This window comes from Pseudomonas kitaguniensis (assembly GCF_049199985.1).
Classification (GTDB): domain Bacteria; phylum Pseudomonadota; class Gammaproteobacteria; order Pseudomonadales; family Pseudomonadaceae; genus Aquipseudomonas; species Aquipseudomonas kitaguniensis.
The window spans coordinates 137,334-150,513 of the sequence record NZ_JBLZPT010000013.1 but is presented as its reverse complement, the minus strand read 5'-3'; the positions used below and the strand labels follow the sequence as shown (position 1 = coordinate 150,513).

General features: G+C 61.4%; 11 protein-coding genes. All 11 read left to right on the top strand.

Features of this window, described 5'->3' with window-relative positions; genetic code table 11:
- Positions 1 to 92: 92 nt before the first annotated feature.
- Complete coding sequence (hutU, locus tag ACOZK9_RS17415) at positions 93 to 1,775, top strand: urocanate hydratase (protein ID WP_099240941.1); 1,683 nt, start codon at positions 93 to 95, stop codon at positions 1,773 to 1,775.
- 43 nt (positions 1,776 to 1,818) lie between these two features.
- The gene (locus ACOZK9_RS17410; RefSeq protein WP_152748917.1) at positions 1,819 to 3,288 is read left to right on the top strand and encodes a purine-cytosine permease family protein; all 1,470 of its coding nucleotides are present in this window, start codon (positions 1,819 to 1,821) and stop codon (positions 3,286 to 3,288) included.
- 69 nt (positions 3,289 to 3,357) lie between these two features.
- Positions 3,358 to 4,323 (top strand): ABC transporter substrate-binding protein, encoded by a 966-nt coding sequence (locus ACOZK9_RS17405; protein WP_122251976.1) that lies wholly within the window; start codon positions 3,358 to 3,360, stop codon positions 4,321 to 4,323.
- 71 nt (positions 4,324 to 4,394) lie between these two features.
- On the top strand, positions 4,395 to 5,246 hold the full coding sequence (locus tag ACOZK9_RS17400) for an ABC transporter permease (RefSeq protein ID WP_058411854.1): 852 nt from the start codon (positions 4,395 to 4,397) through the stop codon (positions 5,244 to 5,246).
- Complete coding sequence (locus tag ACOZK9_RS17395; protein ID WP_122251975.1) at positions 5,243 to 6,067, top strand: quaternary amine ABC transporter ATP-binding protein; 825 nt, start codon at positions 5,243 to 5,245, stop codon at positions 6,065 to 6,067. Before ACOZK9_RS17400 ends, ACOZK9_RS17395 begins: the two co-directional genes overlap by 4 nt.
- Before the next feature lie 152 nt (positions 6,068 to 6,219).
- Positions 6,220 to 7,728: an HAL/PAL/TAL family ammonia-lyase gene (locus ACOZK9_RS17390; protein WP_152748918.1), complete on the top strand. Its 1,509-nt coding sequence runs from the start codon at positions 6,220 to 6,222 to the stop codon at positions 7,726 to 7,728.
- Positions 7,729 to 7,747: 19 nt separating this feature from the next.
- A complete protein-coding gene (hutH, locus tag ACOZK9_RS17385) occupies positions 7,748 to 9,286 on the top strand; it encodes a histidine ammonia-lyase (protein ID WP_421556257.1) in 1,539 nt (512 codons plus the stop codon).
- A gap of 42 nt (positions 9,287 to 9,328) precedes the next feature.
- Positions 9,329 to 10,534 carry an imidazolonepropionase gene (gene hutI / locus ACOZK9_RS17380; RefSeq protein ID WP_058411851.1) on the top strand — a complete coding sequence of 402 codons (1,206 nt, stop codon included), beginning with the start codon at positions 9,329 to 9,331 and terminating at the stop codon, positions 10,532 to 10,534.
- 11 nt (positions 10,535 to 10,545) lie between these two features.
- Complete coding sequence (hutG, locus tag ACOZK9_RS17375) at positions 10,546 to 11,346, top strand: N-formylglutamate deformylase (RefSeq protein WP_122251972.1); 801 nt, start codon at positions 10,546 to 10,548, stop codon at positions 11,344 to 11,346.
- 179 nt (positions 11,347 to 11,525) lie between these two features.
- Entirely contained in the window at positions 11,526 to 12,497 is a 972-nt protein-coding gene (gene pip / locus ACOZK9_RS17370) for a prolyl aminopeptidase (RefSeq protein ID WP_058411849.1), read from the top strand.
- Entirely contained in the window at positions 12,494 to 12,931 is a 438-nt protein-coding gene (gene dtd / locus ACOZK9_RS17365; RefSeq protein ID WP_152745935.1) for a D-aminoacyl-tRNA deacylase, read from the top strand. Before pip ends, dtd begins: the two co-directional genes overlap by 4 nt.
- Positions 12,932 to 13,180 lie beyond the last annotated feature (249 nt).

Sequence of the window (13,180 nt, the reverse complement as noted above, 5' to 3'; positions counted from 1 at the left end):
ATTGCATATGCTTGTATGTACAAGTAAAGGTGTGTGCGTAAGACTCCCTTTCGCACCCTCCATGTTCGCGCATCGTGCCGAGGAGTCCAGCTGTGACCGATTTTTCCGCTAAGCCTACTAAATACCGTGACGTCGAAATCCGCGCAGCCCGCGGTAACAAGCTCACCGCCAAAAGCTGGCTGACTGAAGCACCGCTGCGCATGCTGATGAACAACCTCGACCCACAAGTGGCCGAGAACCCGAAAGAACTGGTGGTGTACGGCGGTATCGGCCGTGCAGCGCGTAACTGGGAGTGCTACGACCAAATCGTCGAGAGCCTTACCCACCTGAATGACGACGAAACCCTGCTGGTGCAATCCGGCAAGCCGGTCGGCGTGTTCAAGACCCACAGCAATGCGCCGCGCGTATTGATCGCCAACTCCAACCTGGTGCCGCACTGGGCCAGTTGGGAACACTTCAACGAACTGGACGCCAAGGGCCTGGCCATGTACGGCCAGATGACCGCCGGCAGCTGGATCTACATCGGCAGCCAAGGCATCGTCCAGGGCACCTATGAAACCTTCGTCGAAGCCGGGCGCCAGCACTACGATTCGAACCTCAAGGGCCGTTGGGTACTCACCGCCGGGCTCGGCGGCATGGGCGGCGCGCAGCCGTTGGCCGCTACCCTGGCGGGCGCCTGCTCGCTGAACATTGAATGCCAACAGGTCAGCATCGATTTCCGCCTGGCCAGCCGTTATGTCGACGAGCAAGCCACCGACCTCGACGACGCCTTGGCGCGCATCGCCAAATACACCCAAGAAGGCAAGGCCATCTCCATCGCCCTGCTGGGCAACGCGGCTGAAATTCTGCCGGAACTGGTCAAGCGCGGCGTGCGCCCCGACATGGTCACCGACCAGACCAGCGCCCACGACCCGCTCAATGGTTACCTGCCGGCTGGCTGGACGTGGGACGAATACCGCGCCCGCGCCAAGACCGAACCGGCAGCCGTGATCAAGGCCGCCAAACAGTCGATGGCCGTGCACGTGAAAGCGATGCTCGAGTTCCAAAAACAGGGCATTCCGACCTTCGACTACGGCAACAACATTCGCCAGATGGCGCAAGAAGAAGGCGTCGAAAACGCCTTCGACTTCCCCGGTTTTGTACCGGCGTACATCCGCCCGCTGTTCTGCCGTGGCATCGGCCCGTTCCGCTGGGCTGCACTGTCGGGCGACCCGCAGGACATCTACAAGACCGACGCCAAAGTCAAAGAGCTGATCCCCGACGACGCCCACCTGCACAACTGGCTGGACATGGCCCGCGAGCGCATCAGCTTCCAGGGCCTGCCGGCGCGTATCTGCTGGGTTGGCCTCGGCCAGCGCGCCAAGTTGGGCCTGGCGTTCAACGAAATGGTCCGCAGCGGCGAGTTGTCGGCGCCGGTCGTCATTGGCCGTGACCACCTCGACTCCGGCTCGGTTGCAAGCCCCAACCGCGAAACCGAATCCATGCAAGACGGCTCCGACGCCGTGTCCGATTGGCCACTGCTTAACGCCTTGCTCAACACCGCGAGCGGCGCGACCTGGGTTTCGCTGCACCATGGCGGCGGCGTGGGCATGGGCTTCTCCCAGCATTCGGGCATGGTGATTGTGTGCGACGGCACCGATGAGGCGGCCGAGCGTATTGCCCGCGTGCTGCACAACGACCCGGCCACCGGCGTGATGCGCCACGCAGACGCCGGTTACCAGATCGCCATCGACTGCGCCAAAGAGCAGGGCTTGAACCTGCCGATGATCAAGTAAGCCAGCGCCACCCAGAAAACAATCCATCAGAGGTTGAACACCCATGGCTGCAAATGACGCGCGTGCAAGCACCACCCCGTTGATCGAGCGGCGTTCGATCGACTACATCCCGGAATCGGAACGCCACGGCCGTCTCTTCAGCCAGTTCACCCTGTGGCTGGGTGCCAACCTGCAGATCACCGCCATCGTCACCGGTGCGTTGGCCGTGGTGTTGGGCGGTGATGTGTTCTGGTCGTTGATCGGCCTGCTGATCGGTCAATTGCTCGGCGGCGGCGTCATGGCGTTGCATGCGGCGCAAGGGCCAAAGCTCGGGCTGCCGCAGATGATTTCCAGCCGCGTGCAGTTCGGCGTGTATGGCGCGGCCATCCCGATTGTGCTGGTGTGTTTGATGTACCTGGGGTTCACCGCAACCGGCACGGTGCTTTCCGGCCAGGCGCTGGGCCAGTTGTTTGGCGTCAGCGACAGCGTTGGCATCCTGATCTTCGCCAGTGTCATCGTGCTGGTCACGGTGCTCGGTTACCGGGTGATCCATTTCATCGGCCGTGTCGCCAGCGTCATTGGCGTGATCGCCTTTGTTTACCTGTTCAGTCGGCTGATCAGCCAGACCGACGTGGGCGCACTCCTGCAAATCCGCCACTTCAGTTGGAGCAGTTTTTTGCTCGCAGTGTCGCTCGCGGCCTCCTGGCAAATCGCTTTCGGCCCTTACGTGGCCGACTATTCACGCTACTTGCCGCGCAACACGTCGTCGCTGAAAACCTTTCTGGCGGCTGGCGCGGGCTCGGTGATTGGCGCGCAGGTGGCGATGATCCTCGGCGTGTTTGCCGCCGCCATGTCCAACGGGCAGTTCGCCGGTCACGAGGTGGCCTACATCGTCGGTTTGGGCGGCACCGGTGCGACGGCTGCGTTGCTGTACTTCAGCATCGCGTTCGGCAAAGTGACTATCTCTACGCTCAACTCCTACGGCAGCTTCATGTGCATTGCGACCATCATCAGTGGCTTTCGCGGTCGCCTGGAGGTGACGCGCATGCAGCGGCTGGTGTTCGTGCTGGTGATCGTCGGTGCTGCAACCCTGATCGCCTTGCTCGGCCAGCACTCGTTCCTCGGTGCATTCAAGTCCTTCATCTTGTTCCTGCTGGCGTTTTTTACGCCATGGAGTGCGATCAACCTGGTGGACTACTACTGCATCACCCGCGACCGTTATGACGTACCGGCGCTGGCCGATCCGACCGGTCGCTACGGCCGCTGGAACCCGCTCGGTATCAGCGTTTACGTGTTTGGTGTGCTGGTGCAATTGCCGTTCATCTCCACCAAGTTCTACACCGGCCCGCTGGTGGCCGCGTTGGGTGATGTGGATATTTCCTGGATCATCGGCCTGGTGCTGCCCGCCGCCCTTTACTACCTGTGTGCGAAAAAATGGCACGGCGCAGTCCCCGAACACCTGATCCTGCCGGTAGAGCAGGGCGCTACACGCATAACTACCCCTAAAAATAACGGGCTGACTGCACAAGCCTGATGGGACGTGGACAGGGCAGGACGCCTACTGACTGCCGTAATCCATTTCAAGATTGGGAGCGTCACAACAATGAAAATGACTAAGACCCTGCTGGCGACAGTGTTCTCTGTGAGCGTGTTGGCGAGTGCTGGCGCGCAGGCGGCCGGCTGGTGCGAATCCGGTAAACCGGTGAAATTCGCAGGCCTGAACTGGGAAAGCGGCATGTTGCTCACCGACATCCTGCAAACCGTCCTCGAAAAGGGCTACGACTGCAAAACCGACAGCCTGCCGGGCAATTCCATCACCATGGAAAACGCCCTGAGCAGCAATGACATTCAGGTGTTCGCCGAAGAATGGGTCGGCCGCAGCGAAGTCTGGAACAAGGCCGAGAAGGCCGGCAAAGTCGTCGGCGTGGGTGCGCCGATTGTGGGCGCCATTGAAGGTTGGTACGTGCCGCGTTACGTGATCGAAGGCGATGCCAAACGCAAACTCGAAGCCAAGGCGCCGGGCCTGAAAAGCATCGCCGACCTGGCCAAATATGCCGCCGTGTTCAAGGACCAGGAAGAACCGTCCAAGGGCCGTTTCTACAACTGCCCGGCCGGCTGGACCTGTGAGCTGGACAACAGCGAAATGCTCAAAAGCTATGGCCTCGAAAGCACCTACACTAACTTCCGCCCTGGCACCGGCCCGGCGCTGGATGCGGCAGTGCTGTCGAGCTACAAGCGCGGCGAGCCGATTCTGTTCTATTACTGGTCGCCAACCCCGCTGATGGGCCAGGTCGACCTGGTCAAGCTGGAAGAAAAACCCGGCGTGGATAAAAGCGTGAGCATCAAAGTTGGCCTGTCGAAAGCCTTCCACGAGCAAGCGCCTGAACTGGTCGCCGTGCTGGAAAAGGTCAACCTGCCCATCGACCTGCTGAACCAGAACTTGGGCCGCATGGCCAAGGAACGAATTGAGTCGCCGAAACTGGCGAAAATTTTCCTCAAGGAACATCCTGAAGTCTGGCACGCCTGGGTGAGTGAAGACGCAGCCAAAAAAATCGACGCGGCCTTGTAGGTTAAGTGCGCCCGCACGCCTCAACAGGCGAGCGGGCGCCCAGCCACAACCCACTGGATCGAGAGCACGCTATGTTTCCTGAGAGTTTTACGTTTTCCATCGCCGACTGGGTCAACGGTTGGGTCGACTCACTGGTCACTAACTACGGTGATGTGTTCCGGCACATCTCCGACACCCTGCTATGGGCCATCGTCAACCTGGAAGGGTTGTTGCGCGCGGCGCCCTGGTGGCTGATGTTGGCCATCGTCGGCGGCATTGCCTGGCACGCCACCCGCAAGGTGCTGACCACGGCGGTGATTGTCGGCTTGCTGTTCCTGGTGGGCGCGGTTGGCCTGTGGGACAAGCTGATGCAAACCCTGGCGCTGATGATGGTTGCCACGGTGATCTCGGTGCTGATCGGCATTCCGCTGGGCATTTTGTCGGCGCGCAGCAATCGCCTGCGTTCGGTGTTGATGCCGCTGCTCGACATCATGCAAACCATGCCGAGCTTTGTGTACCTGATTCCGGTGTTGATGCTGTTCGGCCTGGGCAAGGTGCCGGCGATTTTCGCCACGGTGATCTACGCCGCGCCGCCGCTGATCCGCCTGACCGACTTGGGCATTCGCCAAGTCGATGGCGAGGTCATGGAAGCCATCAACGCGTTCGGTGCCAACCGCTGGCAGCAACTGTTCGGCGTGCAACTGCCGCTGGCATTGCCAAGCATCATGGCCGGTATCAACCAGACCACCATGATGGCGCTGTCGATGGTGGTGATCGCCTCGATGATCGGCGCGCGTGGCTTGGGTGAGGATGTACTGGTGGGCATTCAGACCCTTAACGTCGGCCGAGGCCTGGAAGCCGGGCTGGCGATCGTGATTCTTGCAGTGGTCATCGACCGCATTACCCAGGCCTATGGTCGTCCACGGCACGAGGCGAGCAAATGACTAGCGTCAGCAAAATTGAAGTTAAAAACGTCTTCAAGATTTTCGGTAACCGCTCCAAAGAAGCCCTGGCGCTGATTGGTCAGGGCAAGAGCAAAGACCAGGTGCTGGCCGAAACCGGTTGCGTGGTGGGCGTGAACGACTTGTCGCTGAGCATCGCTACCGGCGAGATTTTTGTGATCATGGGCCTGTCGGGCTCGGGTAAGTCCACGCTGGTGCGCCACTTCAACCGCCTGATCGACCCTACCAGTGGCGCGATCCTGGTGGACGGCGAAGACATCCTGCAACTCGACATGGACGCCCTGCGCCAATTTCGTCGGCACAAGATCAGCATGGTGTTCCAGAGTTTTGGCTTGTTGCCGCACAAGAGCGTGCTCGACAACGTTGCCTACGGCCTCAAAGTGCGCGGCGAAACCAAGCAGGTGTGCGCCGAGCGCGCCCTGCACTGGGTCGAAACCGTGGGCCTGAAGGGCTACGAAAACAAATACCCGCATCAGTTGTCCGGTGGCATGCGCCAACGTGTCGGCCTGGCCCGCGCACTGGCGGCTGACACCGACATCATTCTGATGGATGAAGCCTTCAGCGCCCTCGACCCGTTGATCCGCGCCGAGATGCAGGACCAGTTGCTGGCGCTGCAAAAGACCCTGCACAAAACCATCGTATTCATCACCCACGACCTCGACGAGGCCGTGCGCATCGGCAACCGCATTGCAATCCTCAAGGACGGCAAGCTGATACAGGTCGGCACGCCTCGCGAGATCCTGCATTCGCCGGCGGATGAGTATGTGGACCGTTTTGTTCAGCGGCGCGCGGCGGTGGTCTGATCCGAAAGGTGTGGTGCGGCTGCTGGCCCTTTCGCGAGCAAGCCCGCTCCCACATTTGGAATGCATTTCCCCTGTGGGAGGGGCGGTTCGACGCTTCGACTTGCTCCCGAAGAGGCCAGTGAAGCTGCACAAGAATTGAAGAAGGTACAAAGATGTCCCAGGCAGCAAAAATCATCATCGCCGACGCCCCGCTGCGTTGGCAGGACGTGGTCGCCGTCGCACGCTTTGGCGCCGTACTCGAACTCTCAGGCCAGGCCTGGGCGCGTATCGACAACGCCCAAGCCATCGTGCAGCGCATCGTCGCCAGCGGCGAACGTGCGTATGGCGTCAACACCGGGCTGGGCGCGCTGTGCAATGTGTCGCTTAAAGGTGAGCAACTCAGCCAGTTGTCGCGCAACACTTTGCTGAGCCATGCCTGTGGCGTCGGCCCGACGCTCAGCGACGAGCAAACCCGCGCGATCATTTGCGCCGCAATTATCAACTACAGCCACGGCAAATCCGGCCTGCACCCGCAGGTGGTGCAGGCGTTGCTCGCGCTGCTCAACCACGGCATCACGCCGCAGGTGCCGTCGCAGGGTTCGGTGGGTTATTTGACCCACATGGCCCACGTGGGCGTGGCCTTGCTCGGTGTTGGCACGGTGAGCTATCGCGGCCAAATCGTCAGCGCACAACACGCCCTGAACGCCGAGGGTTTGCAGCCGGTGGTGCTCGGCGCCAAAGACGGCCTGTGCCTGGTCAACGGCACGCCATGCATGACCGGCCTGAGCTGCCTGGCCCTGGCTGACGCGCAGCATTTGTTGCAATGGGCCGACGTGATCGGCGCCATGAGTTTTGAAGCGCAGCGCGGGCAGATCGACGCGTTTGACGAAGAAATCATCGCCCTCAAACGCCATCCAGGCATGCAGCTCGTCGGCAGCAACCTGCGTGCCTTGCTCGACGGCAGTGAGGTGATCGCCAGCAGCAAAGGCCTGCGTACCCAGGATGCCTTGAGCATTCGCTCGATCCCGCAGATTCACGGCGCAGCGCGTGACCAAATTCAACACGCGACTCGCCAGGTCGAGACCGAACTCAACAGCGCCACCGACAACCCGCTGGTACTCGGCACGCCGCACAACTACCGCGTGGTTTCACAGGCCAACCCGCACGGGCAGTCTGTGGCGCTGGCCGCCGACCTTATGGCCATCGCCATGGCCGAAATCGGCTCGGTGGCCGAACGCCGCCTCGACCGCCTGATCAACCCGCACGTCAGCGGCTTGCCGGCCTTTCTGGTCAGCGACCCCGGGGTTAACTCCGGGATGATGATCGTGCAGTACGTCGCCGCGTCCTTGTGCGGGCAAAACCGCCAGTTGGCGCAACCGGCGGTGCTCGACAACTTCGTCACCTCGGGCCTGCAGGAAGATCACCTGAGCATGGGCACCAACGCCGCGCTCAAGCTGCATCAGCTGTTGGCCAACGTCACCCAAATTCTTGCCATCGAGTATTTGCTGGCGGCCCAGGCGTTCGAGTTTCTCAAGGGCCAGCGTTTCGGCGCGGGCACCGACAAGGCCTGGCGTTTGTTGCGTGAGGTCGTACCGGCTTACGCGCAAGACCGCTGGCTGGCGCCGGATATTGCGAGCGCCGCCAAGCTGCTTAAAGACACCGCTTTACCTCATTTGCGTTGAACAATAATTTTCAAGGAGCATGAATGTGACTGCGCTAAACCTGATTCCAGGCCAACTGAGCCTTGCCCAACTGCGGGCCATCTACCAGCAGCCGGTAACCCTCAGCCTGGATGACAGCGCCACGGCGCAGATCGACGCCAGTGTGGCCTGCGTGGAGCAGATACTCGCCGAGAACCGCACCGCCTACGGCATCAATACCGGTTTCGGCCTGCTGGCCTCGACCCGCATCGCCAGTGCGGACCTGCAAAACCTTCAGCGTTCCCTGGTGCTGTCGCATGCTGCCGGTGTCGGCGAGCCAATCAGCGACGCGCTGGTGCGGTTGGTCATGGTGCTCAAGGTCAACAGCCTGAGCCGTGGGTTCTCGGGGATTCGTCGGCAGGTCATCGACGCGCTGATCGCGCTGATCAATGCCGAGGTGTACCCGCACATTCCGCTGAAAGGTTCGGTCGGCGCCTCCGGCGATTTGGCGCCACTGGCGCATATGTCGCTGGTGCTGCTGGGCGAAGGCAAAGCGCGCTACAAGGGCGAATGGCTGGAGGCGACCGAGGCGCTGAAAGTCGCCGGCCTGACGCCGCTGACCCTCGCCGCCAAAGAAGGCCTGGCGCTGCTCAACGGCACCCAAGTGTCTACCGCCTATGCGTTGCGCGGCCTGTTTGAAGGTGAAGACTTATTTGCCGGCGCACTCGCCTGTGGTGCCCTGACCGTCGAGGCCGTGCTGGGCTCGCGCTCGCCGTTCGACGCGCGTATTCACGCGGCGCGTGGCCAGCGTGGGCAGATCGACTCGGCGGCGGCCTATCGCGCGTTGCTGGGTGAAAGCAGCCAGGTGTCGCAGTCGCACCAGAACTGCGACAAGGTGCAAGACCCGTACTCGCTGCGTTGCCAGCCGCAAGTCATGGGCGCCTGCCTGACCCAGTTCCGCCAGGCCGCCGAGGTGCTGGTGGTGGAAGCCAACGCCGTGTCGGATAACCCGCTGGTGTTTGCCGCCGAAGGTGACGTGATTTCCGGCGGCAACTTCCACGCCGAGCCGGTGGCCATGGCCGCCGATAACATGGCGTTGGCCATTGCCGAAATCGGTTCGCTGAGTGAGCGGCGTATCTCGCTGATGATGGACAAGCACATGTCGCAACTGCCGCCGTTTCTGGTCGGCAATGGCGGCGTGAACTCCGGTTTCATGATCGCCCAAGTGACCGCTGCGGCGCTTGCCAGCGAAAACAAAGCACTGGCGCATCCGCACAGCGTCGACAGCCTGCCAACCTCGGCTAACCAGGAAGACCACGTGTCGATGGCGCCCGCTGCGGGCAAACGTTTGTGGGAAATGGCCGAGAACACCCGTGGTGTGTTGGCGGTGGAATGGCTGGCCGCGTGCCAGGGCCTGGACCTGCGCAATGGTTTGAAAACCTCGCCGACGCTGGAAAAAGCCCGCGAAATTTTGCGCGACAAAGTCGCGTTCTACGACAAGGACCGGTTCTTCGCCCCCGACATCATCGCCGCCACCGAGCTGCTCGCCAGCCGCTGCCTGAATGAACTGGTGCCTGCGCAACTGCTGCCGAGCCTCTGAGCCCGCAAAGCTTTGTCTCATCGATAATTCAGGGAGGCGTTGATGAAAACGCTTTGGCAACACTGCCACATCGCAACCATGGCCGACGGCAAGTATTCGATCATCGAAGACGCCGCGCTGGTCACGCACGGTTCGCTGATCGCATGGATCGGCCCGCGTAGCGAGCTGCCGGCCGCCGATTATGCGCAGGTGCATGACCTGCAAGGCGCATGGGTCACCCCCGGGCTGATCGACTGCCATACCCACACCGTGTTCGGCGGCAATCGCAGCGGCGAATTCGAGCAGCGCCTTGAGGGCGCAAGCTACGCCGACATCGCCGCCCAGGGTGGCGGCATTGCCAGCACCGTACGCGCCACCCGCGCAGCCAGCGAAGATCAGCTGTTTGACAGCGCCCACAAACGCTTGCGCAGTTTGCTGCGTGACGGCGTGACCACGGTGGAGATCAAATCCGGCTATGGCCTCGACCTTGCCAGCGAGCGCAAGTTGCTGCGGGTGATTCGTCGCCTCGGCGAAGCGCTGCCGGTCAGCGTGCGTGCCACCTGCCTTGCGGCTCACGCGTTGCCGCCGGAGTACAAGGATCGCGCGGACGACTACATCGATCACATCTGCGACGAGATGCTGCCAGCACTCGCCGCAGAAGGGCTGGTGGACGCGGTGGACGCCTTTTGCGAATACCTGGCCTTTTCCCCGGCGCAGGTGGAACGCGTGTTTAAAGTCGCCCGGCAACTTGGCCTGCCGGTGAAGTTGCACGCCGAGCAACTCTCGTCACTGCACGGGTCCAGCCTGGCCGCGCGCTACCACGCGTTGTCCGCCGACCATTTGGAATTCATGACCGAAGCGGACGCCATCGCCATGGCGGCGTCCGGCACCGTCGCCGTGCTGCTGCCCGGCGCGTTTTACTTCCTGCGCGAAACCCAGTTGCCGCCGATGGACGCTCTGCGCAAACACGGCGTGAAAATCGCCATCGCCAGCGACCTTAACCCCGGCACCTCGCCGGCGTTGTCGGTGCGGTTGATGCTGAACATGGCCTGCACGCTGTTCCGCATGACCCCGGAAGAGGCGTTGGCCGGTGCCACGCAACACGCCGCCAGCGCGTTGGGCATGGGCGACACGCATGGTTCGCTGGAGGTCGGCAAAGTCGCCGATTTTGTCGCCTGGCAAATTGATCGCCCCGCTGACCTGGCCTACTGGCTGGGTGGCGAGTTGGATAAACGCGTGGTGCGCCACGGCGTCGACGTGACTGTTTAAGGAGGAGTGTTGTGGATAAGGTTCTGAGCTTCAAACAAGGCCGCGTGCCGCTGCTGATCAGCATGCCGCATGCAGGGTTGCGCCTGACGCCTGCGGTTGAGGCCGGGTTGATCGACGCGGCGCAAAGCCTGCCGGACACCGACTGGCATATCCCCACGCTGTACGACTTTGCCGAAGCGCTGGGTGCCAGCACGTTGGCAGCCGAGTACTCGCGGTTTGTCATCGACCTGAACCGGCCCTCGGACGACACACCCTTGTATGCCGGCGCCACCACCGGGCTTTACCCGGCAACCTTGTTCGAGGGCGTGCCGTTGTTCCGTGAGGGGCTGGAGCCGTCCAAGGAGGAGCGCGCTACTTACCTTGAGAAAATTTGGGTGCCCTACCACCGCACCCTGCAAGACGAGCTGGCACGGCTCAAGGCCGAGTTTGGCTACGCACTGCTGTTTGACGCGCATTCGATTCGCTCAGTGATCGCGCACCTGTTCGACGGCAAGCTGCCGGACTTCAACCTCGGTACCTTCAACGGCGCTGCCTGCGACCCGGAACTGGCCAGCCAGTTGCAAGCCATCTGCGCCACTCATCCGCAGTACACCCACGTGCTCAACGGGCGCTTCAAGGGCGGGCATATCACCCGGCACTACGGCAACCCGGCGCAGGCTATTCACGCGGTGCAGCTGGAGTTGTGCCAAAGCACTTATATGGAAGAGTTCGAGCCGTTCCGTTATCGCACCGACTTGGCCGAGCCGACACGCGTGGTGCTCAAGCAGTTACTGCAAAGCCTTCTGGCGTGGGGGCGCAAGCGCTACGGCTGATAAGCCATGAAGTGAGGGCTGTTGTGGCGAGCCTGCCACAACAGCCCGCTCGCCACAGGGCTGAAACACGTCTAATTGCTCAAGGACATGCTCATTGCACAATTCGGGTTTATGATGCCGGACGGCAAGAATAATCGACGTCCCCCCAGGGATGGACCCGACACCCTACGGAGCGCGCAATGCAGACTTGGTACCCGCAGATCAAACCCTATGCCCGCCACGATCTGGCAGTCGATGACACCCACACGCTGTACGTCGATGAAAGCGGCTCCCCCGAAGGCTTGCCCGTCGTATTTATCCATGGTGGCCCTGGCTCGGGTTGCGACGCCCAAAGCCGCTGCTACTTCGATCCAAACCTGTACCGAATCGTCACCTTCGACCAACGCGGTTGCGGTCGCTCCACGCCTCGCGCCAGCCTCGAAAACAACACCACGTGGGACCTGGTCGCAGACCTTGAGCGTATCCGTGAACACTTGGGTATCGATAAATGGGTGCTGTTCGGCGGCTCCTGGGGCTCGACCCTGGCGCTGGCCTACGCGCAAACCCACCCCGAGCGCGTGCATGGACTGATCGTGCGTGGCATTTTCCTGGCGCGCCCGCAGGATATTCGCTGGTTCTACCAGGAGGGCGCCAGCCGTCTGTTTCCGGATTACTGGCAGGACTACATCGCGCCGATCCCGGCCGACGAGCGCCACGACATGGTCGCCGCTTACCACAAACGCCTGACCGGCAACGACCAGATCGCCCAGATGCACGCGGCCAAAGCCTGGTCCGGCTGGGAAGGGCGCATGTTGGGCCTGTGCCCGAGCCCGCAGCACGTTGAACGGTTTTCCGAGCCGCAGCGTGCGCTGTCCATCGCGCGTATCGAATGCCATTACTTCACCAACAACTCCTTCCTGGAGCCCAACCAGCTGATTCGCGACATGCACAAGATCGCCCATCTGCCTGGCGTAATCATCCATGGCCGCTACGATATGATTTGCACGCTGGACAATGCCTGGGACCTGCACCAGGCGTGGCCCAACAGTGAGTTGCAAGTGATTCGCGAAGCCGGACATGCCGCGTCCGAGCCCGGCATTACCGATGCATTGGTGCGCGCAACCGGCGAGATGGCACGGCGCCTGCTTGATCTGCCACCAGAAGAAGCATGAAGGGCCTGTTGCAACGGGTGAGTGGCGCCCGGGTCGAAGTCGCGGGGGAAATTGTAGGGGCGATTGATCAGGGTTTGCTGGTGCTGGTGGCCGTCGAACCTTTAGATACGCAAGAGAGCGCCGACAAACTGTTGCACAAGCTGCTTAACTATCGGGTGTTCAGCGACGACGAAGGCAAGATGAACCTGTCGTTGAAGGATGTCGGTGGCGGTTTGCTGCTGGTCTCGCAGTTCACTCTGGCGGCGGATACCAAAAGCGGGTTGCGGCCGAGCTTCTCCACGGCGGCGCCTCCAGCCCTCGGGGCAGCGCTTTTTGATCACTTGTTGTTACAAGCGCAACAATTGCATGGCAAGGTGGCTTCAGGGCGTTTTGGCGCGGATATGCAGGTGCATTTGGTCAATGATGGCCCTGTGACATTCCTCATACAGACATGAATGGTTTAAAAACGACTTTAATGCCTAAAAACGTACGGTTTCGCTACAAATACTTCGTTGTCCCTGATGCGTTGTACCGCGGGCTACTAGATAATCGCGCGCTACGGGGATCAGCGTTGTTTGGTCCATTTTTGACTTAGGTAGAGACTTGTCCGACGTTCATTGGGGAATCATTTTCACCCAAGGGAGTCGGAACAATGCTCGCCAACCTGGCATATAGATAGCTGGCCGTTGGTTTTTTGATTCGTT